Origin of the sequence: Sphaerochaeta globosa str. Buddy, assembly GCF_000190435.1 — a bacterium.
GTDB lineage: Bacteria > Spirochaetota > Spirochaetia > Sphaerochaetales > Sphaerochaetaceae > Sphaerochaeta > Sphaerochaeta globosa.
In genome coordinates this window covers 1,181,739-1,205,521 of sequence record NC_015152.1, presented here as the reverse complement: position 1 = coordinate 1,205,521, position 23,783 = coordinate 1,181,739, and the positions used below count along the sequence as shown (strand labels likewise).

The following is a 23,783-nucleotide window of genomic DNA, read 5'->3' as shown; positions in this document are numbered from 1 at the left end:
GAATGCTTATCTCCTTGTAATAGCTCCGAGCACTTCCAATGCATCCAGTTCAGCATAGAGCCGGGCCCTGTTCTCTTCATTCTCAAAAGTGCACATGGGAAGCCTGAACGACTCCTCACACCAACCATACCGCGCCATCGCCGTCTTGATCGGGATGGGGTTGGTTTCCAAAAAGCAGGCTTTGAAGAAACCTGCCAGGTTTGCTTCCATCGCCCTGGCTGCAGCGAACTTACCTTCCAAAGCAAGATGAATCATGTTGGAGATATAGGCTGGGCATATGTTCGAACCAACGCTGATCACTCCATCCCCGCCGCTTTCGATCAGAGGCAGAGAGAGGTTGTCATCACCGCTGAGGACATGGAACTCGCCATGCGTCGCATCGATGACGGCCCGCATCTGCTCCAGGCTGCCGCTGGCCTCTTTCACCCCAACGATGTTTGCACATGCATCACTGAGTGCCTTCACCGTCTCAGTTTCGATATTAACACCGGTTCTTCCCTTGATGTTGTACAGGATGCAGGGAATGTCGACGCTTTCAGCAATTGCCTTGAAGTGCAAGTACAACCCCTTCTGGGTTGGCTTGTTATAGTACGGATTGACCAGCAATACTGCATCGGCTCCCACTTGCTGGGCGTGCCGGGATAGTCTGATCGCCTCACTGGTTGCATTGGACCCGGTACCGGCAATGACCGGCACCCTGCCATTGGCAAACTTGACTGTCAGAGCAATGGTACGGTCGTGCTCATCGTGGCTGAGGGTCGGGCTTTCCCCGGTGGTTCCACAGGGAACCAACCCGTCGATACCACTCTGAATCTGCGCCTCAATGATTTGCTCAAGGCGCTCCTCATCCAAATTGTCCTTCTTGGTAAATGGGGTTATCAGGGCAGTGTGTACACCTGAAAACTGTCCTTTCTTCATACTCATTCCTCGTTTTTCAAAGTAGTATTAATTTGATCCCAGCAAGTCGTCAAGCATATCGTCGATGGAAAAGAATCCGTGCTTTTGTGCAGTAATCCATGTTGCGGCTTTCAATGCTCCTGTGACAAAGCCTTCTCTGCTGCGGGCTGTATGGCTTAGCTCGATAGTATCCACCGGGCTATCGAATAGAACCGTATGCACACCTGGAGTGTACCCCCCGCGAACCGAAGAGACATGTATTTCACGTTGTTCCCGCTTTCGGTCGAGTCGAGCCGTCTCAAGCGTGGTTTTTCCATCAAGCTGTTGAGTCAGAATGTTCCCCAGCATCACCGCAGTACCTGAGGGACTATCAGCTTTTGCCGCATGAAACCATTCCTGGACCAACGAATCGTATTCCGGAAACCTATTCATCAAGCTTGCAGCTTTCCGTACAATCGCAAAATAAAGCTGTACTCCGATCGAGAAGTTTCCAGACCAGATGATTGCACATTCGGGACGAGAATAGAGCGCCTTGAGGGCATTAAGCTTATCGTACCATCCGGTAGTAGCAATGACAGCAGGTGTCGAGGTGTCGCAGTACAGCTTCATCCGTTCCTCGATCCCATCGGCTACAGAAAATTCGATAGCTACGTCTACACCGGACAACGCCTGCCTAGTCAGCGTGTGGTGTGTCACTCTCGAATCCGTAGAATGGGGATCGATGATTGAGACAACCTCATGTCCGCTTGTAATTGCAGCCTCATGCAATTGCTTTCCCATCTTACCAAATCCTACTATTGCAATATGCATTCTGGTCTCCTCTGTTTGTATTGATTGGGAGTGTATCATTTCAATAACATTTTGTCCACAATCACAACAAAATGTTTTTTATGCAACTACTCCAATGCCATTTTCTTTCAAGTATCCCCTCTATATTTTGTACCTGCCTGTCTGAAAGCTATAGTTTGCTGGAAAACAAGACCTGCACAGAGCATCGAAAAAGGAGGAAACAAAACACCAAAAACCTGGTTGTGTCGACGAAGCTACACGCACAACAGTGGTCCCATCGAGCCTGCTGCTTCTCAGCTAAAGCAAGTCGAAAAGCGAGCAGCATCTGAAAGCTCAAAAATGGCTCTGTCAGAAATCCTTGAAGTCCAAAAAAATGAAGCCCGGAATGCCGGCTTTAACGGATTCCAGGCGTCGAGTGGCTGATGCACCGGCTACATAATCTCAAAAAAGGTAGAGAAAGCAACGTCAGATCATCTTAATTATTATTTCCCTTTACTATCTTTACGCTTACGCATGTACTCGTTCCAGTACTGATTGACGTCGTGCGTCAGTTTCTGAATGTGCTCCATCATACAGGTCTCAGCTTGATCGGGGTCATGATTCTCGATTGCCTCAAGAATGCTGAGGTGATACGTGCGATAGTTATCACCTACCCGATGCCTGAGTTGTTCAAACAATTCCGACTGCTGTCCCATAGTAGAAAGCATCATATACAATGATACCAGCGCTTTGTTTTTTGATGCTCTGGCGATACAACTATGGAAAGCCACATCATCGTTTGCAATACTTTGCCTGTCAGACGAATGCATCTGCTGGTTTTCATAACAACGTTTGAGTTCTGCCAATTCCCCATCAGTAATACGTTCGGCTGCAAGGCGTGCTGTTTGGCGCTCAATGGCGGACCTCGCTTCAAGCACCATGACAAAATTGTCCAGCATATCGCTGCTTAGCAGGGAGTCCAAGCTTGTCTTGTAGTAATCGAGTTCGAGCGTTGTGCGTGCATCCTCGATGACTTTCCGTCCGAGCGGAGTAATCAAGCGCCCTTTAAAACCGATTTTTTCGAGATATCCGAGTGTTTCCAACTCGTTGAGCTCTCGTCCAATCGTTGCACTACTCACTTCAATACCGTTTTTTTTAAAGTTGTTGACTATATACCAAGATCCAACCGGTTCCTCAGAAGTCCCGACGAGTTCCAGAATAGGCTTCTTCCATTTATCCTTAGAAATATCCACGATTTTACCTCCGTGCCAGTCTAACGAATCTAAAACATTGTCGCAAGGCGTTATTATTTTCCCTATCTATTCAATCGCTCTTCACTAAGTTCTTTCGACGGTTTTACTTGACTGCAGGAATTCGGCGGTTTACACTACTACCACTCACAGTATGAGTAGTGTTTTAAATAAAATCAAGGAGAATCGCCATGTTGCATGGAGTTTTTACTGCGCTAGTCACACCGTTTTCCCAAAATGGAACTATTGATATCGGTGCGCTTAAGGCAATCGTCCAAAAACAACTGGAATCAGGTATCGATGGCTTAGTACCGATTGGTACAACCGGAGAAAGTCCGACTCTTGACAGCAAAGAGAAAGAGCTGATTATCAAGACTGTTGCCCAACTTGCGAAAGGAAAAGTTCCTATCATTGCCGGCAGCGGTTCCAACTGCACGAAATCGGCGATAGAAGCAACAAAAATAGCAAAGGATGCTGGTGCCGATTACACACTGCAAGTTGCTCCTTACTACAACAAACCATCCGAAGAAGGTTTATATCGACATTTTGTCGAAATCGCGGAAAAGGGCGAATTACCGGTAGTTTTATACAATATTCCAGGCCGCAGTGCGGTCAACATGTCAGTAAACCTTGTGCTCAGACTAGCACAGCATCCGCTTATCGTCGCAGATAAGGAAGCTTGTGGAAATATGGGACAGATACAGGATTTACTGCATAGGAAGCCTTCTGATTTCGCTGTGTTATCAGGAGACGATGCCCTTACCCTACCAATGATGGTATGCGGTGCACAAGGCATCATTTCGGTAGCCAGCAACATGTTCCCATCCGAAATGGTGAAGATGACCCACGCTGCCGCCATAGGTGATTTTTCGACGGCATTGGAAGTCTACAACTGGATCTATCCATTTTTTGTGAATCAGTTCATCGAGACAAACCCTGTTCCTGTTAAGACCTATATGGCGTCCAAGGGTATGCTCGAGGAGGTATTCAGACTTCCGCTGGTGCCGCTACAGGCATCGCATAAGGAAACGCTACTCGCTACATTTAAGAATTGAGTCATTGCAAGAGCTCCTATAAACGCATACAACCCTATGACCCCCAACCTGGCATGATTGCTATGGTGGGGGTCATAGCTAATCAGGCAGCCAATAGCGTTTCCTACTCATTTGGTCCCCTACTGCGATATCTTCTTGCTACCAATATGCAACCTCATTCCATGAGTACCTTACTCACTTGTATAGGCCATTGTGCGGAATGAAGGATTTTTTGATTCTTCCATAAAAGAAGCGGGTGTAGCAGCTAGTTTTTGCTCTCTAGCATGATCGTAAGAAAATCAGATAGAAATGTATAAATATTTTGATGTTATTATTGATTCATTCGTGTTTTAAGAATAACATATAGACAAATATTATAACAGGATGTTTTGTATGGTTAGAGTAATTCTTTACGGTTGCAGTGGAAGGATGGGACAAGTTATCACAACGATGGTAGAGCGAATTGACAATCTTTGCATCGTTGCAGGAATTGATGTATGTCCAAGCGAACGGGAGTACCAGGTGTATCCGAGCCTTTTTACCTGTCCCGTTGAAGCCGATGTCCTGCTTGACTTTTCCTCACCCAAATCTCTGCACGACTATCTTGACGTTGCAATCGAGCGTAGGCTCGCTGTTGTTGTGGCAACAACCGGACTCGAGACTCTCGAATTGAACTTATTGGCAGCAGCATCTGAAAAGATTCCCGTATTTCGTTCTGGAAGTATGTCGCTTGGAGTCAACCTCGTCCAGCAATTGATAAAAAATGCAGCGAAAGTGTTGGGCGAACAATTCGATGTAGAAATAATCGAAAAGCATCATAATCTGAAAAAGGATGCACCCAGCGGTACGGCATTAATGCTTGCTGACTCGGTTAACGAGGGCCGGACAAATAAACTGAGATACGTATACGGCCGACACGGCAACGACTCGCTGCGTAAGAACGATGAGCTGGGAATCCACTCATTGCGCGGGGGGACGATTGTTGGAGAGCACGAAGTATCGTTTGCAGGCAAAGATGAGGTGATAACCATCGCACATCAAGCCTTTTCTCGGCAAGTGTTCGCCACCGGAGCTGTTTTGGCAACTTCCTACATTTTCGAGAAAAAACCCGGTATGTATACGATGCAGGATATGATTACCGCAAAAAGTGCAATAACGACATTATTGGCGCAACCGGAACAGATACTGGTATCGATTGAAAATATTCCCAGGGACATGACGCTGGTGACAGACCTCTACGGTGCATTGGCTTCGAACGATGTATTCATCGACATGATCAGCCATACCGGTGCAACCAATGGACATATCGCGATTGCGTTCACCATTAATCGCAAAGATCTGGAAAAGACGAGAAACGTGATTGCAAAGCTTACCGAGATGCAGGCTCAAACCAAGGCCACGATTTCTGAGAATATTACGAAGTTGACTGTAGAAGGACCCGGTATGGAATTCCAGTCCGGTGTAGCTTACAAGGTATTCTCGTGCATGGCAAAAGCCGATATTTCGATTTTCGCTGTAACAACGTCGGAGAATAAGATTGAGTACGCAATCCATTCCACCGACGTCGATAAGGCAATCAGAATCATCAAGGAAGAATTTGCTATCTAGTTGCGAGCCAATCTCTGCATATTCACAACATGTTCGTATTGCTTGACTGGGTAGGAAGCATGGATGATAGCGGTTCGGTTGAACCGCTTGATTGTCACCACCTTGATCACGGTTCCCTCGCATACTACCTGGCCGTAGCGATTGACCATGTTGACTGTTTGTCCCGCTTCAGGAAGCGGCACATATTCGAACGGGAAAGCAATGAAGGACAAATCTGTCGTATAGTTCTTTTGCTTGAGATAAATTGCCAAGCCCGGACATGCCGCAACACACAAACCGCACCCGGTACATTTTTCGATGTCAATGACCGGCAGGTTGGTAATCTCGGAACCTACCGTGATGGCATGAACGGGACAAGCTGTCTCGCATGGATTACAGGGGATTGCCTCGATGCATTCGATTACCGCAACAGGATGCTTCATGCGCTCATCAGGAAGGATATATTCCTTCGTCGCATGCAATTCGGCCAGGCTTGCTGCACCGGTAGTCTTGAGTCTTCCTTCTGTATCGTTTTGATAATCCATGTCGTTCATCCTTTCCTGGCAGCCATGATGGCTGCTTTCGCATCACGCCTTTTTTGTCCAAACATGCCGGAACGCAACGCCAACAAGTTATGGTTGATTGCTTCAAATCGAGACGTATACCGTGCAGCCTCAAGAAATCCAAGCGATTGGGCGGCCGAAAGTCCGGCCATGCGCCCTTCCTCCATCGCAGTACTGGCTTCTTCAACACCCGAAACATCCCCAGCGATATAGATTGAAGGTATGCTGGTACGCATCGTTTCATCATGCCACGGCACCAACCCACCCAACACAGGACTGTTCACCGAGCGGCAACCTGCTCCAAAGGCTAGTTCCACTGCAGGGGTAAGACCGGCAGCAATGCAGATGGTGTCTACATCCAATTCGAATTCGGTGCCTAGAATCGGTTTCCACGCAGCATCAAGTTTTACAATGACAGCCGACGATACATGATCGGTTCCCCTAGCTTCCAATACGGTATGACCAGTATAGAAAGGGACTCCTGCACGTTTGACCTTGGCGGTATGGACACCATACCCACCAAGTTGCGGGGCTGCTTCAACAACTGCCTTGACTTGTGCACCGGCTTGAAGCAACTGATACGACACAATGACGCCGACATTCCCCGAGCCTATCATGAGGATTTTCTGACCGGGCAGAACCCGGTGGATGTTGATCATGGTCTGGGCGGCACCGGCTCCCATAACGCCAGGGAGTGTCCAGCCGGGAAAATTTACAGCATTCTCGTTGGCTCCGGTAGCCAGAATGATGCGTTTCGCATGAATCGTTACTGATTTGCTTTTATCACGCACGACCCAGACTTTATCCTGGTCGAAAATTCCACAGGCTTCGGTGTTGAGCCAGACTTCAATATTCAGTTCTTCTGCCTGTTTCAACAACAATGTTCCGATATCGATTCCACGGACACCGGCATTATGTTCTCGAGAACCGAAGAATTTATGTATCTGTTTGAACAATTGTCCGCCGGGCTTGGCGTTTTCGTCAACCAACAGCACATTTGCCCCGGCTTGGGCAGCTTCAATGGCCGCACACAATCCCGCCGGCCCAGAGCCGATAACAACTATATCTCTTTCTATCATTTGTTATCGTTTCCCTCCCCAATCGCCAAGTCCCATTTGCGTCTCTATCACCATCCCGTCTTCGACGGCCGTCACACAGGTGCGGACATTGGGAATTCCGTTGACTGTCATCACGCAATCGGTACAACGACCGATGCCGCAGAAAATACTACGCGGTTCATGGGTTTTTACCGTCTTGCGAAAATAAGGTTTTCCGGCAGCTATGAGGGCTGCGGCAATCATTTCCCCTTTACGCGCTTCAACAGGCTCGCCGTCAACATACATGATTACCTTCTGTTCATCGGGAAGCGGACCAAGTATCGGATGATCAAGAATTCTTTGCATCGTCAAACTCCTCATTTTCGACAGCCATCATCTTTTCGGGTCGTACAGGATATCGGAAGGATTTCGGTAATATCTCTTCAAGCGGCTTGCCGGTACGTTGCGCAATGATTCTCGCGATGGTCTTGGAGCAAGTTCTCCCTTGGCAGAGGCCCATACCTGCTCGCGTCACACGTTTGACGTCTTTGACAGTAACAAAGCCGTCGTCTATTGCCTGTTCTATCTCACGAAGGGTAACTTCCTCACAACGGCAGATGAACATGTCCTTATCTTTATCCTTATCGTCAGTCATAATCGGTCCTCCTTAAGGGTTAGCGAATCGATTGGGCGACAATTCGTCCAAGCGATGATCGACCGGGTCCCGGCATACCATCGAAGCCAAAAGCTTGCCGGTAATCGGGGCAAGTGCGATTCCATCGCCTTCGTGTCCCGCTGCAGTAAAGAATCCTTCGATGCCGGCATGCTCACCCAAGAGCATCCTACCGTCGGGAGTCGAAGGCCGCAATCCAGCCATCGCGCGGATGAAGTTGACATCCCGCAATTTCGGCAAATAGGTAAGCGTCTGTTTGATGATTGCTCGAATTCCCGCGATTGTAGTATTCTTATCGAAACCTACAAACTCGCGGGTACTCCCTATCAGATAGGTATCACCGGAGGAACGGGTTATTGCCATCGACAATCCCATGCTCCGCTCATCTTCATTGAGATCAACAACGACATCACTCCGTAATTTGGTTACCAGATATTTCGCACTCCAAAGATTGGTGTCACCTATCTGGGGAATACGTTCGGTCACAATAATCTGACCACGTTTGGGCTTGATCGGTATAGTGGCACCGACCATCTCACCAATCTGGCCTGCCCATGTTCCTGCAGCATTTACGACAATCGGAGCTTGATAGATACTTCCATCTTCGGTGACAACCTGGTAATCACCGGTACCGATGCGATCGATACCGACTACCCCATTACGCCTGAAGACTTTCATGCCGTATGAGCCACCTTTTCTCTCAAAGCCCCGCATGACAGAAAATGGGTCTACCTGAGAATCCATTTTGCTGTACGTGGATGCAATGATATGGTCACTGAGAAAGGGTTGTTTCTTGAGCATCGCGCGCTTATCGATCACCTCGACATCCAGACCATATGAGCGTTGCTGGGCAACGAATTCCTCCATGATCTCCAACTCTTGTTGGTTTTCTATAAGCACCATTCCACCCATGTTTGCAAAGCCAAGATCGTCATCCAGCTCGGTAAGCAGTGATTTATAGAGTTCCAAGCTTTCAAAGGTCAATGCCAGATTAATCCCGGGCTTTTTGGACTGGAACAGTATCATGTCGTCACAGGCACCGGATGCGCCGTCGGCAAATCCGCCTGAATCAAGTACAAACACCCGCTTACCTCGTTTTGAGAGGTAAAAACCACAAGAAAGGCCAATAATGCCTCCCCCGATAACCAATACGTCGGCAGCATATGTCATGTACTTCGTCTCCTCTAGTATGTCGAGTGCAGGATCAACGGCTGATCAAATCCATTTCGACCAGTTTTTCGGCTATCTGTACTGTGTTAAGCGCTGCTCCTTTGAGAAGGTTATCAGAAACCACCCACATATTCAGGCCGTTTTGGACTGTGGGATCTCTTCTAAGTCTTCCTACAAAGACTTCATAGCGATCCTCAGAATTAATTGCCATCGGATACGCAAGCTGGGCAGGATCGTCTACAAGCAGTATACCCGGGGCCTTTTTATATATCTCAACTATCTGTTCAATCTCAAATGGCTTTTCAAACTCAAGGTTGATGGACTCGCTGTGACCTCTGAATACCGGAATTCGAACAGCTGTCGGGCTGACAAGAATATTTGGATCCAGCATCTTATGCGTTTCGTTGACCATCTTCATCTCTTCTTTGGTATACCCGTTATCCAAGAAAACGTCTATTTGGGGTATTGCGTTAAAAGCAATCGGATGCGGATACACATTTGCAACCGGTTGCTTGCCATCCAATATCGACTGTGATTGTTCACGCAATTCGCGGATTGCAGCAGCTCCGCTCCCTGAGACAGCCTGGTACGTCGAAACTACGACACGCTTGATCGTAAACGCAGCATGCAAAGGCTTCAATGCAACCAACATCTGAATGGTTGAGCAGTTGGGGTTGGCGATCAGGCCTTTATGAGATCGCAATGCTTGTGGGTTAACTTCGGGAATCACCAAGGGAACACCATCGGTCATTCGCCACTGACTTGAGTTATCGATTACGATCGCTCCTTCTGAAACGGCAATCGGAGCCAGTATTTCACTTGCTTCCGCTCCAGCAGAAAATAAAGCGATATCGACATCAAGGAACTTTCCTTTACCCGATGTCTCGACTGTCCACATCTTGTTCCTAAACGATACTTGCTTCCCGGCATTCTGCTCAATATCCAGCGGTTTGAGCGAAGATACGGCCAAAGAGGACCGTTCGAGAGTCTTCATCATCTGCTGACCTACTGCTCCAAGTGCACCAACAATCGCAACTCGATAAGATTTCATATGTACCACCTTCTCTGCCGGTTACGCGTACTAATTCTTTTAGTTCTTTTACCTATCACGTAACCAGCTAAACCATCTTGTATGATGGCGTCATTACTCGGTAACGAATTCTCTCAATCAAGCCGGCATGGCAGGCGGGAGAATCTTCTTTTTCATTTTTGCCAGGACAAGAAACACTATGATAACGATAGCGGAAATAATTATGGCAATATCAACCGTATAGGAGTGCATGATTTTTGGTGTACATGCAACGATGATCATAGCTATCGTCAAGGCTCCTAATGCTGATCGTTTCCATAGTTTCAAAATCCTATTGAAGTACCCGCGCATCGATGACGCCATGGTAATGACGGCATAGAATACGAGAATGCAAAGCGCGACAACCTCCAGGAATGTTCCCCGCATCAAGAATGCAGGATTAAATACAAAAATATAGGGGATGATGAATCCTACCAATGCCAGGCGCAACGCTTCCCATCCGGTCTTCAGCGGGTCGGAGCCTGCAATTGCAGCTCCGCAGTAGCTGGCAATACTCACAGGAGGAGTTACTTCCGCGAGAATAGCGAAATAGAATACAAATAGGTGGGCTGTCAGTACATCGATACCCAGTGCCTGCAGAGCAGGGCCGCCGATTGTTACGGCGACGATATAGGCAGGAGTACACGGCATACCCATGCCCATCAATATTGATGTAACCATAATCAGCATCAACGCAGGAAGCAAGAAACCGCCGGACCAAGACTGGATGACCGAGGCAACTCCCAAAGCTAGACCAGTATAGGTCACAATACTGATTACCATTCCGGCTCCGGCACAGGTGACTGCCAGCATGATAAGATTCTTTCCCGCCAACTCGAACGTTTCATACAGTTTCTTGGGAGTCATCCACGTGGCACGCTTGAAGAATGTCACCAAGAACGTAGCGAGTATTCCATAGACAGCCGCCATGAACGGTGAATACCCGATGACCAAGAAAATGACGAGCAGAATAAGGGGAATCAACTGATACGAGTCTTTTAGCACCTGTTTCGTTGAAATGATTTCACTTTCATCCATGCCCCGAAGATTCTCTTTCTTTGCTTCGAAGTGGACTTTAATAAGAATGCTAAGATAATAGAAAATTGCTCCGATGACAGCTGCCTTGATGATATGGACATATGCAATACCGGTGATTTCCGACATCACAAAGGCTCCGGCACCCATGATCGGAGGCATGATCAAGCCTCCTGTTGAGGCAGCTGCTTCGACTGCACCGGCGAATTGCTTGCGATATCCCAACCGTTTCATAAGCGGAATGGTGAACACACCCGTTGCATATACGTTGGCTGCGGCTACGCCACTGATGGAACCAAACAGACCGCTTGAGATAACGGCAATCTTCGCAGGACCACCAATGGATCTTCCCGCAAGAGCGACTGCGAGGTTTGTAAAGTACTCTCCGGTCTTCGTATTCTGCATGAACGCACCGAAGATAACAAATACGGCGACTAGTGTTGCCGTAACCCCAATGATGGACCCATAGATTCCCTCACTGGTAAATAGATAGAGAATTTCAACCATACGGCTGATAGGCATCGGCTTTGAGTAAAAAATGCCGCCAAGAAGCGGTGCAGCTACCAGGTACACAATAAAGCCGCCAATCAGGATCGCCATTGCAGGTACGACAACCCGGCGTACGGCTTCAATTAACAATATGATATTGATAAGGCCCAGAACCGTCTCAAGAATGGAGACCGGGTCGATCAACTCATACCGCAAGTTCAGTCTCGCATCCGCCAACATAAGATACAGCGGTGGGAGAATTGCCAGAATGGCTAAGATAATATCCAAGACAGACGGCCGATCCTTAGGTGATTTATCTTTCGTAGCCGGAAATAAAATAAATGCCATCGGCAAGAGAACCATCAGGTGGATACCACGTTGAATTCTTGGCTGAAATACTCCGAATATTGCGGTATATAAATGGAATACGGCCACCGCAACAAGGCAAAAACTGATAAACCACCTCAACCATCCCTTCAATTCACGCATAGAATCCACCCCACTTATGTTTTAGGCATTTTTGAAAACGGACCCTTTTAGGAAGGTCCGTTTTTGATAGACAATGTTCGATTACTTCAATAACCCAACTTCTCTGTAATACTTTTCTGCACCTGGATGAAGCGGAACCATCGTAACGGGAGCAGTCTCGGCAGTGAAATACTTCCCAAACGAAGGATTGATAGCCTTTACATCGCCAATGTTCTCAATGAGAGCTTTGACAAAGTGGTAGGCAACAGTTTCGGGCAGTTTGGCTGAAGCAATGATTTCAGTAGAATGGCCGATAGCCTTCTTGTTTGCATCAATACCCTTGTAGGTGCCGGCAGGAATCACATTCAAACCGCTTTCGAGGGCAACGGTACCATAGGTGTTGGCACTCCATTTGATCAAATCATCGCTAGCTTCAAGAATGGTGGATTCTCTTGAAATCGTCATTTCAGTAATTGCTGCACCGGGGAGTCCGAGACAAGCAATAACGTAATCAACGTGTCGGTCCTTATAATAGTTGACCATATCCCCGTATACTGCCTGGAACAGTTTGCCACCATTTTTCTCAATTTGTTCGTACGAAATACCATAGTAGTTTTCGAGGATGAACGTGGTAAGGGCACGTTCACTGGTTCCCGGCATCGGAGCGGCAACGTTGAGTTTCTCTCCAGCCTTGATTTTCGCTGCAAATTCGTCGATGGTGTTTACTCCCGTCGATTTCGCGGCTAAGAAGTGATAGAAGTCCACCGAGAATCCGCCCAAAAGGCCTCTGATGTTCTTGACTTCTTTGTCATACAAAGGAGCGACGCCATTGTACGCTGCTTTGTCGACATACCCTACTCCCCAACCAAAATCATCTTTGCCCTGATCGACGGCCAGCGGGTTTGCTGTTCCACCACCAGGAATGACCTTGATAGTAATTTCGGGGAATGTGTTTTTCACGATTGCCGACATTGCTCCGGCCTGTGTGTACCAACCGCCGCCCATTCCGCCAGCTGTCCACGAATACGTGGCCGCCTTGAGTGGCTCCATTCCTCCTGCCGTCGGAGAAGCGGTCTCAGCCTGCGCAGCCGCAAAGAGCAACCCTGATACCAGTATCAACGCAAGCACTAGTAAACCTGTTCGGTTCCTTTTCATGTCTTCCTCCTGTAGTAGTGACGCATGTGTCCATATTTGCTACTTCTTATAGTGTGAGTAGCGACTATATCTTAGCATGGCTGAGCCAGTTGTCAACGCAATATTTTCTAAACCAACAATATGTATTGTATGAAAATTATCACTTCCAGACAGCAACTATAGGATTATCCCTTGCTACATGAGAGCAGTGGCTACCCAGAGGAAAAACGCAGGGATTGAAATATCTGAAGGATAGATGAAGAGGAACCGTACCTATGCATGCACTTGATTTACAGGAGCAATAAACCAGAACTGGCTTGAAAGGTCGGAAACCTCTGTATTTGGGGGTCAACGGAAAATGCAAACTGTAACTTTGTAAACCAGTAGTCTTGTTCTTAAAAAAGATAACAAATAGGGTTTCAATGTGCTTTAGTTGATTGGTTGGAGACACCAAAAAGACAGTACACTAAAAGCACCGGCACTGGCTCACGCAAATACCCGTGCTTTTAGTAATTAGTTCCGATTACTTACGCTTTTTATCGCGATCGCGCTTCTTTCTTTCTTCATTCAGCTTAAGAAAATCAGCAAAGCTTCCACCCTCGGAAGGAGTCTGCTCCACCAGATGTGACGATTGAACCGGGGATCTCCACCCACCCCTGTTTTCAGGTGGCCGTTCATTCCTCTCTGCGCGGAAAGCAAGTTTGCTTGGCCTTACCACCTCGATGACCGTCTCCCACGTATAGGACGGAGCCTCAACTTCATCAGGCAGGGAAAAAGCTTGGACGGGAGCCTTCTTTTTCACTACCACCCGTTTTTTCACACTGTCGGTTTCGACTGCCTTAACCTTGACCACCATTTTCTTTTCCGGTTCCACCGGCTTTGCAGCTTGGGGTTTTGGTACTCGTTTCTTGACTTCCATCTCCTCATAACTGCAAGAAAGCTTCTGGCAGAGATAGTGATTCTGCCCGATCTCATCAACAACCTTCATCATGGGTGTTTTGCAGTAGGGACACTGCTTGGCGTCGGGAAAATGCGGCGAAAAGACATCGCTGCTACCGGTCACCTGAGTAACCAGGGCTGAAGCATTACGCTTGATATCCTGAATGAACAAATCGCCATTCTCTTTCCCTTCTGCGATATTGCCAAGTCTCTCTTCCCAACGACCGGTCAATTCAGGTGAGCGAAGCTCTTCCGGGGCAAGGCGAACCAGTTCCCTTCCCTTTGGGGTGGGAACCAGTTCCTTGCCTGCCCGCTCGATGTAATGGTTCTGGATCAGCTTCTCAATAATATCTGCGCGGGTGGCAGGAGTACCTAAACCATTGGACAGCCGCTTTTTCAGTTTTGCGTCATCGACAAACCGTCCTGCATGTTCCATGGCAGAGAGCAAGGTTGCTTCGGTATAGCGGGAGGGAGCGGTTGTGGCAAGCTTTCTGAGCTTGAGCGATGAAATGGTAAGTCCATCACCCTGCTTCAGGCTCAACAAGGCAGGACTTGCCTCATCCTCCTCGCCCAATGAAGCCTGGGCGCTTCGCTTGCCGATCAAGGTGGCTACACTTCTCCACCCTTGCTGGACAGGGATGGTGAGCCGGGTCTTGAACCGGCTTTCCTCAACCTCGGCTATCAAGGTAGTGGTCTGGTAGATGTAATCGGGACTGAGCACTTCCAAAAAGCGCAGAACTATCAACTCCCAGAGAGCCTTTTCTTGGGCATTGAGCCTTGATAGATTCACCCGTTGTTCGGTTGGGATAATGGCATGGTGATCGGTTACCTGCAGATCCTGGACAAAGCGCTCCTCGTCTACACGGAACCCGTCCTTGACAAAACCACTGCAGAGAGGAGCGAATGGTGTGTCCGCCAGGGAACGGAGGCGATCGGGAAGCGTAGCTACAATATCGGTGGTGATGTAACGGCTATCGGTTCTCGGATAGGTAACTATCTTATGTTGCTCATACAGGGCCTGCAGCACATCCAATGTCTGTTTGGCACTGAAGTCAAGTAAGTTGTTTGCATCGCGCTGCAGTTCGGTCAGGTCATAGGCAAGTGGAGGCTGTTCATTCCTCTGTACCGTTTCCAAACTCACCACCCTTCCCTGCTTGCCGACCAGTGAGGCCTCCAAAGCCTTGGCCGTTGCCTCCTCGGTGATCCTGATCGTATCCTCCGTTGGATAATAGGAAGCACTGAAATGGATGAAATCTGCCTTGAGTGTCCAATAGAATTGTCCGCTGAAAGCTTCAATCTCATCTTCACGCCTGGTCATGAGGGCCAAAGTCGGAGTCTGTACTCTGCCTGCGGAAAGCTTTGCATCGTAATGGCAGGTTAGGGCTCTGGTGACATTCATACCGACATACCAATCGGCGGCGGCCCTGCTTTCGGCTGCCTTGTACAGGTTGTCATACAAGCTTGCTTCCTTGAGGTTGGCAAACCCTTCCTTAATGGCCCCTTCAGTCTGGCTGCTGATCCATAGTCGGTGCGCTGGGCCTTGATAGTCTGCAAGCTTCATAATCCAGCGGGCTACCAATTCCCCTTCGCGTCCGGCATCGGTTGCAATGACCAGACTCTCGATATCGGGGCGCTTGATCAAGCTTTTTACCACTGCAAACTGGTCCTTGCTCTGCTCGATGACTTCCTGTTGCAAAACAGGGGGCAGCATGGGGAGATCACGCAGCGACCATCGCTTATAGCGTTCACTGTACGCTGCCGGCTGTGCCAATTCCACCAGATGTCCCAAGGCCCAGGTGACGATGTAGTGCTCGCCTTCTATATATCCGGTTTCCCGTTTATAGCAATTCAGAACACGTGCCAACTCTCTTCCAACACTCGGCTTTTCAGCAAGTACAAGCTTTTTCAATGCTCACTCCTCCACTCTGCTTGACTATATAACCAAGAATGAGGAAGTGGCAAGGGAGAAAAACCAATGTTAATTGTCATACACAATTGTTGCTATTAACAATCATTTGACAGAATCCGGTATTTTCGCTATGGTACGAGCAATACCCGGGAGGACTTTATGGCATTCACGCTTGCTTCACTGTTTGGCTTCAAAACACCTGACAAAACCCCAAAAACTTTGAATATTCTCAAACATCGCTGCCCGCAGAACCACCGTTGTCCTGCAGTCTCTGCATGCCCTGTCGGGGCATTGAGCCAAAAAGGCCAGAAAGCCCCAACGGCTGACCGAGCTCTCTGCATCAATTGTGGAAAATGCACCCGTTATTGCTTTCCCAAGGCATTGGTGATGGAGAAGGTATGAACAGAAAAGGTTTGCTGCCCAACCTCTTCATCATTACCCTCTCCTACTTTGCACTCGGCTTCGTTTCCATCCTTTTCGCCAACCTTGCCTTACTGTGCATGGTCCTTCCCTTCATCCTGCTTGCCAAGGCGAAAAAGAAACTCTGGTGTCAGACCTACTGTCCCCGTGCAAGCCTGCTCGATGCCGCAGGAAAAAAGACAAACTGGAGAAAGAATCCCTCTTTGATCACGAGTGGCAAACTCAGGGGCATCATGCTCTGGTACTTTGGACTGAACTTGCTCTTCATTACCGGCTCCACCATCCAGGTGGCAATGCTCAGGATGGAAGCAATGCAATACATCAGGCTCTTCATCGCTATTAAGCTCTTCAGCCTGCCCCAGCTCATTACCTTCCAAGCTCCCCTGTTTCTTATGCACCTCTCTTACCGCTTCTATGGCATGATGGCATCGACAACCATCCTTGCCTTGGTGCTCTCACGCATCTATAGACCCAGGATTTGGTGTGCAGTCTGTCCGATTGGGACGATCAGTGATGCAACACTGAGAGTACAGCGAAAAATGAAGCCTTAGGGGCCGACTGACTGATTTCTTCCGTTTTGTTTTGCAGTATAGAGATGCACGTCTATTGTCCGAAGAATATCTTTTTTTGATTCCTTACCGCTACAAAATGTATACCCGCTTGAAATGCCAATCTTGAGGTTTGGGATGTGTAAGTTGCTCGACCAATCGAAGGTTGACACCCCGTCATGAAGCCGCCGGATCAGTTCGGGAGCTTCTTCGATGGAGACATCCTGCAGTATGAAAAGAAATTCATCGCCACCCCATCGACCGACCGTATCCTGCTTGCGAATAATTCGAGAAAATATGGCTGCAAGGTTTACGAGCACCAAATCTCCCGTTTCATGCCCATAGGTATCGTTGATGGCTTTGAAGTTGTCGATATCAACCATGTTCACCATGCATTGAAAGCTGACTTCCATCTGGTCCAACACTGATGACAAATAGCTATCGGTGGTGTTCCTATTGAGTAATCCGGTAAGTCCATCATGCTCGGCGGAAATTTTCAGCCTTTGCATGATGGTATCCTTCTGCTGACTTTCCTCAGCCAAATCGGAGAGCAATTTGTTATTAGTCAGCATAAGTACGCAAAAGTTGACTCCGCTAAGCAGCGCGAGGGTGAGAAACTGGCTAATGCGCAACAACGAAGAATCAAAGGTGCGCAATTGTTCGCCTCGCAGCAAGAAGATTCCATCCATGGAAATTCTTACAATATTGAAAAGAGTTAGGATGCTGTATAAAACAAACAAAAGAAGAAATGGCCTGAAAAACCATGGATTGATCCTCAGGTTTTTCCAAATAATTGATAGGTATCTGAGGGAAATAAGCAGCACGAACAATCCATAGACCAGTGAACGACCATATGCATTGGTTACGCTGGTGACGCTCCAGATGATTATCGATGCCACTACAAAGAATAATACGTAGTAGAATTTCTTATTGATGGCAGTACCCGTAAAAGCTGCCAGTCCAAAGTAGAAGAAAATCGCACCACAGCTTATCAGCAGATATCCCAAAATGGTTGCAACCTGGGCATTGGGTATGAGAGCAGAGACAGCAAGGCTTTTTCCCAGAACTTGCAATACAAGATTGACGGTCCAATACCCCAAGCCTGCAACGTGTTTGTGATTGCCCAGCCAAAGAGAGAAATAGAAGAGAGCAAACATCGCATAGAAAAACAGGCTGAAGAAAGTGATGGTGGGTTGGTCGTAAGGAAACACCATAGGCGAGTTACCTCATTATGCATAGCAGTGGTTTAACTATAGAAGCCGCCTCACACTAAGTAAAGGTTTTTCATGCAGTAGGGTATCCTGAGGAAATGCAAACCATACAAGGCCTTTGCAGAGTTCAAAATGAGCTACAATGTGTTGTACTCTTTTGTGTCAGCAGCACGGCCGAAGTTCATATAATAAGACCCTCCACCAGAGAGGGCCCTAGGCTACTCGGAAGGCGTACTAGCCCCCGGACTTCGCCGCTATGCATAGGATACAAGAAAAGAGCGTCACAGCCAAGTCAGATTCAAGTAGTGTACAATCCTATTGCAACAAAGAAATATATGAGATACTTATATATTGAGAATACGTGCGAACAGTCAGCAATAAAATGGTTTGTACTCATACTTATAGTTTTTAATTTTGATTTCTATTGTACTGATAGTACAGCTTTTTCAAATTCCTTGACTTGCAAGCAAAGCCGGTATATAGTCAGAAGCAACGAAAACGAAGTAAGGAGTCAATAATCATGGCTTACAAAATCACTGATGCTTGCGTGGCTTGCGGAACCTGCCAGCCCGAGTGCCCTACCGGTGCTATCTCTGAAGGCGATATCTATGTAATCGACGCTGATGCATGCATCGATTGCGGCACTTGTGCCGATGTCTGCCCCACAGCAGCTATCATCCAGGGCTAAGCCAACCAGCTTGGTTGAGAGACAGCGTTTTGTGCTGTCTCTTTTTTTTTCCATACAAGGATAATGCATGCAAGGTGATGGTATGACACTCTCGGCTCCGGTGATGTTCATCGGGCTATTGCTCGGGTTTTTCCTCTGTTTCTACGGCTATGTTGCCAAGCGCCTCTTGGTAAGCATCCGCAGCATCTTTGCGGGCAGCCTGGTTTTTCTTGCCATTGCCCTCCTGCTTTCCCAACAGCAATCCCTCCTGCAAAGCCTCGCTTCCCCCACCCCCCTTACCGAACTTTGGAATGTTATTTTCAATACCCAGGACTATACGGGTGTGCTGATCAATCTGCTTTCCTTCAGCGTCGGCGGCTTATTGCTGTTTTACCTCTCACGAACAAAATCGAATTCCCTGCAGTTGGTGGTCGCCTCCTTTACCGGTGTGAGCATGGGTTTGGTCATTTTCCTGCTTATCCTGGGCTTTTTGCCTCTGCAAACCAGTTTCGTCATCTTTCTGATTCTGCAGGTCATCATACTCGCCTACTGCCTGATCAGGTTCACCTCCTACATGGCCCTGGAAAGCGCCATTGCAGGCTCCCTGATCGTTGCCTACCTGCTCTCCCAATTCTGGTATCTCGGATTCTGGCTCTTTTTCGCCTTGTGGGCCATCCTTGCTTTTCTGGGAATTCTGAATCAAATGCACAGACTTGGACACCGGAAGCAGAGCAAGGAGCAGGCGAATGGATAGCTTACTACAAACCGAACTCTCGGTCTCCGACCTTACCAGTCTGATTAAGCAGACCTTGGAGCAAGGCTTTTACGGACTCAAGGTTACCGGTGAGATTTCCAATTTCCGCCCCTCCTCCACCGGCCATTGGTTTTTCACCCTCAAGGATGAAACCTGTTCCATCAGCGCCGTCATGTTCAAAGGCTCAACCTGGAAGGTGGATTTCACCCCCCAGGAGGGTGACAAGGTAACGGTGACCGGAAGCCTGGATGTATACGGGGCACGGGGAACCTATCAGCTTAAATGTGAAAGCATGGAGAAGTCCGGGTTCGGACAACTCTTGGCAATGCTGGAGATGCGTAAGCGCCAGTATGCAGCGCTGGGGTACTTCGACGAGAAAACAAAGAAACCCATCCCCAAGCGGCCTCTTCGGGTCGGCGTGGTGACCAGCCCAACCGGAGCAGCGCTGCAGGATATATTGAACATCCTTGGGCGAAGGGCTCCCTCGCTCGACATTCTGGTTCTTCCTGCCACTGTACAGGGAGAGAGTGCTGCACCATCGATCGCAAACCGCATCCTCCAAGCCAATGATTTGCTGCTCTGCGACGTGTTGATCGTCGGACGCGGCGGCGGCTCGATCGAAGACCTGTTGCCCTTCAGCGAAGAGTGCGTAATCGAGGCAATCCATTGCTCACAGATTCCCATCATCAGCGCTGTAGGGCATGAAATCGACTGGGCCCTCTCGGATTTCGTAGCCGATTTAAGGGCTCCCACCCCTTCCGCTGCTGCGGAATTGGTCAGCCAAGGGTACATGGATTACCGAAATCAGGTACAAAACCTGTATGAGCAACTGCAAAAAAGCATGCAAAGTCGGCTTCTTCTAGCTGAGAGCAAGGTCAAGCGTTTTGACACCAAGGCAATGCAGGTGAGAATCAGCAATATTATCAGCACCAAGGAGTACTTGCTTGCCAACGCAGGCAACAATTTGGTCATTGCACAAAAACAACTCCTTAAAAGCCATGACGCCCGGGTGGAACTTGCCATCAGAGAGTTGCAAGCCCTCAGCCCCCTTGCTATACTTGCCCGAGGCTATACGGTCGTACAAAACCAGGAAGGCAAGCTCGTTGCATCCAAGGAGCAAGCCGAACCGGGATCCATGCTTACGCTGACATTCGCCGACGGAAAACGCAAGGCGCTGGTAAAGGAGTGACAATGAGTTTTGAAACTGATATTTCCAGAATTGAGGAGATCGCCCAAAAGCTCAATGCCTCCGACACCTCTCTTGAAGAGAGCATTGCTTTGTTCGAAGAGGGAATGCGCCTAGCCAAAGCCTTGGAAAAGGCATTGGCAGAGGCAAAGCGAAGTGTTGAGATTGTTTTGGGCGAAAATCCCCAGGAAGCTGAAATTACATCCCTAGCATAGAGGCACCATTCATGACAGACAACCAGAAGAAAATCATCTTCCTCATCCAGTGTGAGGATCGCAAGGGCATACTCAGTGCGACCTCGACCTGGTTTTTCCAGCGCAGCTACAACATTGTGCACTGCCAGCAGCATACCGACAACATAGAAGGCCGCTATTTCATGCGCATCGAGCTGGACATGCACGACCTGAAGACCACCCGCAAGGAACTCGAAGAGGATTTTGGTGCGTTTGCAAACCAGTACAACCTGACATGGGAGTGCCATTACAGTGACTACAATGCGCGGGTGGCCATCATGGTCAGCAAAACCAGCCACTGCCTGTATGATTTGATAGCTCGCAAGAACGAAGGCGACCTTAAGTGTGATATTTCCTTGATCATCAGCAACCACCCCGATTTGGAAGTGATTGCAAACCAGTTCCGTATCCCCTTCTACTACCTGCCCGTCACCAATGAGAGCAAGGCTGAGCAGGAAGCAAAGGTAATGACTTTGCTTAAGCGTTTTGATATCGACTTGGTCGTCCTGGCCCGCTACATGCAAATTTTGAGCCCTGCGTTCACCCATCAATGGCAGGGAAAAATCATCAACATCCACCATGGCTTCCTTCCCGCGTTCCAAGGGGCGAATCCCTACCGGCAGGCATATGAGCGTGGGGTAAAAATGATTGGCGCCACAGCCCATTATGCCAGCGAGGAGCTCGACCAGGGGCCGATCATCGACCAGGATGTAGTGCGGGTAAACCACGAGCTCAGCCCCAACGGCCTCAGGGATGTGGGAAAGGATGTCGAGCGCAGGGTGCTGGCCAAAGCAGTGCAGGCTCACCTCGAGAGCAGAATCATCATGTTCAAGAACCGTACCGTTGTCTTCGATGTAGAGCGATAGAGTAAGAAAGGGGGCCGATCGGCCCCCTTCCTCATGCTAGGTTCAGTCAGGAAGTATCTCATCCTGCAGTGCATCATATCCTTCCTCACCGGTGCGGACTTTGATTACATTGTCTACGGTATAGACGAAAATCTTGCCATCCCCGATATGTCCGGTATACAAAGCTTTCTTGGCAGCCTCAATGACTGAACGCACGGGAACTTTGCTTACCACCGTCTCCAGCTGCATCTTCGGAAGCAGTGTGGGAGAGACGGCTACCCCTCGGTAATACTCCTTCTGCCCCTTCTGCATGCCGCAACCCATGACTTGGGTAACCGTCATACCCATGACCCCGATTCCATTCAAAGCCTCCTTGAGCTCGTTGAACTTGCTCTGCCGGCTGACTATGACCACCTTGGTCAGAGGAGCCTCACGGCTGCTCTTTTGCATCGGAGGAACCTCGACAACAGGAATTGCCACATCCTCAGGAACACCAGATCCAAGCACCGATGGGACGGCAGGCATGAAATCGGCATAGCTTGAACATAGCCCATGTTCCTTCAGATCCAGACCTGCAATTTCTTCGGAGTGGGACACTCTCAAGCCGACGGTCTTCTCCAGCAGGATGAACAAACATACCATGGTAACAGAGACCCAGAGCACTACCGAACCTACTCCCAACGCCTGGATTCCCAAAAGGGTGAACCCACCGCCATAGAACAAGCCACCATCAACGGCGAACAAGCCTACAAGGAGTGTTCCAAGCGCCCCGCAGATGCCATGTACGGAAATGGCTCCCACAGGATCGTCTATATGAGCCACTTTCTCAAAGAATTCAACGGCGAAGACAACAACAACCCCGCTGATAAGGCCGATGGCGGCAGCACCTAAGGGAGAAACAGCGTCACAGCCGGCGGTAATACCAACCAGACCCGCCAGAGCGCCGTTGAGCGTCATGGAAACATCGGGTTTCTTGTACCGCCACCACGTAAGGAGCATGGTTGCACATGCTGCCATGGCCGCAGCCAGGTTTGTGTTGAAGAATATTGCAGATGCACTGACTTGACTGGCATCCGAGCTCATACCAAGGGTGGAACCACCGTTGAAGCCAAACCAACAGAACCAAAGGATGAACACACCCAAGGCACCGAGGGTCAGACTATGGCCGGGAATTGCCTGGGCTCGTTTTTCACTATCATACTTGCCTATTCTCGCTCCGATGCGTTTGGCCCCCCAGAAAGCCGCCACCCCGCCAACCATATGCACCGCGGTGGAACCGGCAAAATCATGGAAACCCAATTGGGCGAGCCAACCGCCGCCCCATATCCAGTGGCCGCTGACCGGATAGATCAAGGCACTGATGATCAGCGAATAGACACAATACGAAACAAACTTGGTACGCTCAGCCATTGCACCGCTGACGATGGTCGCAGCCGTAGCACAGAAGACTGTCTGAAACATGATGAACGCATAGGAAGGGATGGCGGAACCGTATTCTCGGAGAATGAAAAAATCCAGCATACCGAACAGCGGATGTGTCTGACCGTCCTTGCCGAGGCCGAACATGAGGCCAAATCCTACAACCCAGAAGGCCACACTGCCCAAACAGAAATCCATCAAGTTTTTCATGATGATGTTGCCGGCGTTCTTCGCCCGGGTGAAACCGGTCTCCACCATGGCAAAACCTGCTTGCATGAAAAACACGAGCGCCGTACCCAACAGGACCCAGAGCGTGTCTACCGAAGTGTACATACATCCCCTCCAAAACAAAAAAAGAGGCGTGCAGTGAAAATCACCGCACACCTTTGTACGAAGCCCAACGGGCTTGAAATGACTAAGGGCGATGCGGATTGCTCCACATCGCCCTTGACGTTTGCCTTGTTGTACCAGAGCTTTG

General features: G+C 48.8%; 23 protein-coding genes. 9 read left to right on the top strand and 14 right to left on the bottom strand.

The annotated features are described in order from the left end of the window. Window positions 1-6: 6 nt before the first annotated feature. The 3 genes from dapA (SPIBUDDY_RS05665) to SPIBUDDY_RS05655 form a co-directional block, all read right to left on the bottom strand. Window positions 7-918: a 4-hydroxy-tetrahydrodipicolinate synthase gene (gene dapA, locus SPIBUDDY_RS05665; RefSeq protein ID WP_013606798.1), complete on the bottom strand. Its 912-nt coding sequence runs from the start codon at window positions 916-918 to the stop codon at window positions 7-9. Window positions 919-945: 27 nt separating this feature from the next. Continuing rightward, window positions 946-1,707, bottom strand: a complete 762-nt coding sequence (gene dapB, locus SPIBUDDY_RS05660) for a 4-hydroxy-tetrahydrodipicolinate reductase (protein WP_013606797.1) — start codon at window positions 1,705-1,707, stop codon at window positions 946-948. Between the two features lie 461 nt (window positions 1,708-2,168). Then, on the bottom strand, window positions 2,169-2,918 hold the full coding sequence (locus SPIBUDDY_RS05655) for a FadR/GntR family transcriptional regulator (protein WP_013606796.1): 750 nt from the start codon (window positions 2,916-2,918) through the stop codon (window positions 2,169-2,171). Between the two features lie 188 nt (window positions 2,919-3,106). Here SPIBUDDY_RS05655 and dapA (SPIBUDDY_RS05650) point away from each other — a divergent pair, with 188 nt between their 5' ends. Both dapA (SPIBUDDY_RS05650) and dapB (SPIBUDDY_RS16000) read left to right on the top strand, forming a co-directional pair. Beyond that, entirely contained in the window at window positions 3,107-3,970 is an 864-nt protein-coding gene (dapA, locus tag SPIBUDDY_RS05650; RefSeq protein ID WP_013606795.1) for a 4-hydroxy-tetrahydrodipicolinate synthase, read from the top strand. Between the two features lie 372 nt (window positions 3,971-4,342). Next, a complete protein-coding gene (gene dapB, locus SPIBUDDY_RS16000; protein WP_013606794.1) occupies window positions 4,343-5,557 on the top strand; it encodes a 4-hydroxy-tetrahydrodipicolinate reductase in 1,215 nt (404 codons plus the stop codon). On the opposite strand, the gene SPIBUDDY_RS05640 is transcribed toward dapB (SPIBUDDY_RS16000), so the two are convergent. From SPIBUDDY_RS05640 to SPIBUDDY_RS05600, 9 genes are all read right to left on the bottom strand, one after another. After that, a complete protein-coding gene (locus SPIBUDDY_RS05640; protein ID WP_013606793.1) occupies window positions 5,554-6,081 on the bottom strand; it encodes an NADH-quinone oxidoreductase subunit I in 528 nt (175 codons plus the stop codon). The two genes, dapB (SPIBUDDY_RS16000) and SPIBUDDY_RS05640, sit on opposite strands and share 4 nt — an antisense overlap. 5 nt (window positions 6,082-6,086) lie before the next feature. Beyond that, window positions 6,087-7,178 (bottom strand): NAD(P)/FAD-dependent oxidoreductase, encoded by a 1,092-nt coding sequence (locus tag SPIBUDDY_RS05635; protein ID WP_013606792.1) that lies wholly within the window; start codon window positions 7,176-7,178, stop codon window positions 6,087-6,089. Window positions 7,179-7,181: 3 nt separating this feature from the next. Next, complete coding sequence (locus SPIBUDDY_RS05630; RefSeq protein ID WP_013606791.1) at window positions 7,182-7,502, bottom strand: (2Fe-2S)-binding protein; 321 nt, start codon at window positions 7,500-7,502, stop codon at window positions 7,182-7,184. Further along, a complete protein-coding gene (locus SPIBUDDY_RS05625; protein ID WP_013606790.1) occupies window positions 7,486-7,791 on the bottom strand; it encodes a (2Fe-2S)-binding protein in 306 nt (101 codons plus the stop codon). The genes SPIBUDDY_RS05630 and SPIBUDDY_RS05625 overlap by 17 nt, the downstream gene beginning before the upstream one ends. A 12-nt stretch (window positions 7,792-7,803) precedes the next feature. Further along, window positions 7,804-8,979 carry an NAD(P)/FAD-dependent oxidoreductase gene (locus tag SPIBUDDY_RS05620; RefSeq protein WP_013606789.1) on the bottom strand — a complete coding sequence of 392 codons (1,176 nt, stop codon included), beginning with the start codon at window positions 8,977-8,979 and terminating at the stop codon, window positions 7,804-7,806. Window positions 8,980-9,013: 34 nt separating this feature from the next. Then, window positions 9,014-10,030: an aspartate-semialdehyde dehydrogenase gene (locus SPIBUDDY_RS05615; RefSeq protein ID WP_013606788.1), complete on the bottom strand. Its 1,017-nt coding sequence runs from the start codon at window positions 10,028-10,030 to the stop codon at window positions 9,014-9,016. A gap of 117 nt (window positions 10,031-10,147) precedes the next feature. Continuing rightward, window positions 10,148-12,061: a TRAP transporter permease gene (locus tag SPIBUDDY_RS05610; RefSeq protein WP_013606787.1), complete on the bottom strand. Its 1,914-nt coding sequence runs from the start codon at window positions 12,059-12,061 to the stop codon at window positions 10,148-10,150. Between the two features lie 81 nt (window positions 12,062-12,142). Continuing rightward, window positions 12,143-13,195, bottom strand: coding sequence for a TAXI family TRAP transporter solute-binding subunit (locus SPIBUDDY_RS05605; protein ID WP_013606786.1), 1,053 nt, complete (start codon window positions 13,193-13,195; stop codon window positions 12,143-12,145). Window positions 13,196-13,697: 502 nt separating this feature from the next. Further along, window positions 13,698-16,022, bottom strand: a complete 2,325-nt coding sequence (locus tag SPIBUDDY_RS05600) for a DNA topoisomerase III (protein WP_013606785.1) — start codon at window positions 16,020-16,022, stop codon at window positions 13,698-13,700. A gap of 159 nt (window positions 16,023-16,181) precedes the next feature. On the opposite strand from SPIBUDDY_RS05600, the gene SPIBUDDY_RS05595 reads away from it, so the two are divergent. Further along, window positions 16,182-16,424, top strand: a complete 243-nt coding sequence (locus SPIBUDDY_RS05595) for a hypothetical protein (protein ID WP_013606784.1) — start codon at window positions 16,182-16,184, stop codon at window positions 16,422-16,424. Then, window positions 16,421-16,993, top strand: a complete 573-nt coding sequence (locus tag SPIBUDDY_RS05590) for a 4Fe-4S binding protein (RefSeq protein WP_013606783.1) — start codon at window positions 16,421-16,423, stop codon at window positions 16,991-16,993. The genes SPIBUDDY_RS05595 and SPIBUDDY_RS05590 overlap by 4 nt, the downstream gene beginning before the upstream one ends. On the opposite strand, the gene SPIBUDDY_RS05585 is transcribed toward SPIBUDDY_RS05590, so the two are convergent. Further along, a complete protein-coding gene (locus SPIBUDDY_RS05585; RefSeq protein ID WP_013606782.1) occupies window positions 16,990-18,204 on the bottom strand; it encodes a GGDEF domain-containing protein in 1,215 nt (404 codons plus the stop codon). The genes SPIBUDDY_RS05590 and SPIBUDDY_RS05585 overlap by 4 nt on opposite strands. Window positions 18,205-18,721: 517 nt before the next feature. Here SPIBUDDY_RS05585 and SPIBUDDY_RS05580 point away from each other — a divergent pair. The 5 genes from SPIBUDDY_RS05580 to purU all read left to right on the top strand — a co-directional run bounded on the left by SPIBUDDY_RS05580 (window position 18,722) and on the right by purU (window position 21,907). Further along, window positions 18,722-18,889, top strand: coding sequence for a DUF362 domain-containing protein (locus SPIBUDDY_RS05580; protein ID WP_013606780.1), 168 nt, complete (start codon window positions 18,722-18,724; stop codon window positions 18,887-18,889). Window positions 18,890-18,956: 67 nt separating this feature from the next. Continuing rightward, window positions 18,957-19,622, top strand: coding sequence for a hypothetical protein (locus tag SPIBUDDY_RS05575; protein WP_013606779.1), 666 nt, complete (start codon window positions 18,957-18,959; stop codon window positions 19,620-19,622). Further along, entirely contained in the window at window positions 19,615-20,811 is a 1,197-nt protein-coding gene (gene xseA, locus SPIBUDDY_RS05570) for an exodeoxyribonuclease VII large subunit (protein ID WP_013606778.1), read from the top strand. Before SPIBUDDY_RS05575 ends, xseA begins: the two co-directional genes overlap by 8 nt. 2 nt (window positions 20,812-20,813) lie before the next feature. Further along, window positions 20,814-21,023, top strand: coding sequence for an exodeoxyribonuclease VII small subunit (gene xseB / locus SPIBUDDY_RS05565; protein ID WP_013606777.1), 210 nt, complete (start codon window positions 20,814-20,816; stop codon window positions 21,021-21,023). Between the two features lie 11 nt (window positions 21,024-21,034). Beyond that, window positions 21,035-21,907, top strand: coding sequence for a formyltetrahydrofolate deformylase (gene purU, locus SPIBUDDY_RS05560; protein WP_013606776.1), 873 nt, complete (start codon window positions 21,035-21,037; stop codon window positions 21,905-21,907). A gap of 42 nt (window positions 21,908-21,949) precedes the next feature. Here the strand turns inward: purU and SPIBUDDY_RS05555 are convergent, their stop codons facing one another. Beyond that, window positions 21,950-23,638: an ammonium transporter gene (locus SPIBUDDY_RS05555; RefSeq protein WP_013606775.1), complete on the bottom strand. Its 1,689-nt coding sequence runs from the start codon at window positions 23,636-23,638 to the stop codon at window positions 21,950-21,952. Between the last annotated feature and the right edge of the window lie 145 nt (window positions 23,639-23,783).

Excerpts from the sequence above, each read along its gene's own strand:
- dapB (WP_013606794.1), top strand. The coding sequence starts at position 4,343 with ATGGTTAGAGTAATTCTTTACGGTTGCAGTGGAAGGATGGGACAAGTT.
- SPIBUDDY_RS05605 (WP_013606786.1), bottom strand. The coding sequence starts at position 13,195 with ATGAAAAGGAACCGAACAGGTTTACTAGTGCTTGCGTTGATACTGGTA.
- dapA (WP_013606795.1), top strand. The coding sequence starts at position 3,107 with ATGTTGCATGGAGTTTTTACTGCGCTAGTCACACCGTTTTCCCAAAAT.
- dapA (WP_013606798.1), bottom strand. The coding sequence starts at position 918 with ATGAAGAAAGGACAGTTTTCAGGTGTACACACTGCCCTGATAACCCCA.
- SPIBUDDY_RS05590 (WP_013606783.1), top strand. The coding sequence starts at position 16,421 with ATGAACAGAAAAGGTTTGCTGCCCAACCTCTTCATCATTACCCTCTCC.
- SPIBUDDY_RS05630 (WP_013606791.1), bottom strand. The coding sequence starts at position 7,502 with ATGCAAAGAATTCTTGATCATCCGATACTTGGTCCGCTTCCCGATGAA.
- SPIBUDDY_RS05575 (WP_013606779.1), top strand. The coding sequence starts at position 18,957 with ATGCAAGGTGATGGTATGACACTCTCGGCTCCGGTGATGTTCATCGGG.
- SPIBUDDY_RS05635 (WP_013606792.1), bottom strand. The coding sequence starts at position 7,178 with ATGATAGAAAGAGATATAGTTGTTATCGGCTCTGGGCCGGCGGGATTG.
- SPIBUDDY_RS05610 (WP_013606787.1), bottom strand. The coding sequence starts at position 12,061 with ATGCGTGAATTGAAGGGATGGTTGAGGTGGTTTATCAGTTTTTGCCTT.
- SPIBUDDY_RS05555 (WP_013606775.1), bottom strand. The coding sequence starts at position 23,638 with ATGTACACTTCGGTAGACACGCTCTGGGTCCTGTTGGGTACGGCGCTC.
- SPIBUDDY_RS05620 (WP_013606789.1), bottom strand. The coding sequence starts at position 8,979 with ATGACATATGCTGCCGACGTATTGGTTATCGGGGGAGGCATTATTGGC.
- dapB (WP_013606797.1), bottom strand. The coding sequence starts at position 1,707 with ATGCATATTGCAATAGTAGGATTTGGTAAGATGGGAAAGCAATTGCAT.
- SPIBUDDY_RS05640 (WP_013606793.1), bottom strand. The coding sequence starts at position 6,081 with ATGGATTATCAAAACGATACAGAAGGAAGACTCAAGACTACCGGTGCA.
- xseB (WP_013606777.1), top strand. The coding sequence starts at position 20,814 with ATGAGTTTTGAAACTGATATTTCCAGAATTGAGGAGATCGCCCAAAAG.
- SPIBUDDY_RS05580 (WP_013606780.1), top strand. The coding sequence starts at position 18,722 with ATGGCTTACAAAATCACTGATGCTTGCGTGGCTTGCGGAACCTGCCAG.
- SPIBUDDY_RS05625 (WP_013606790.1), bottom strand. The coding sequence starts at position 7,791 with ATGACTGACGATAAGGATAAAGATAAGGACATGTTCATCTGCCGTTGT.
- SPIBUDDY_RS05585 (WP_013606782.1), bottom strand. The coding sequence starts at position 18,204 with ATGGTGTTTCCTTACGACCAACCCACCATCACTTTCTTCAGCCTGTTT.
- SPIBUDDY_RS05615 (WP_013606788.1), bottom strand. The coding sequence starts at position 10,030 with ATGAAATCTTATCGAGTTGCGATTGTTGGTGCACTTGGAGCAGTAGGT.
- xseA (WP_013606778.1), top strand. The coding sequence starts at position 19,615 with ATGGATAGCTTACTACAAACCGAACTCTCGGTCTCCGACCTTACCAGT.
- purU (WP_013606776.1), top strand. The coding sequence starts at position 21,035 with ATGACAGACAACCAGAAGAAAATCATCTTCCTCATCCAGTGTGAGGAT.
- SPIBUDDY_RS05595 (WP_013606784.1), top strand. The coding sequence starts at position 16,182 with ATGGCATTCACGCTTGCTTCACTGTTTGGCTTCAAAACACCTGACAAA.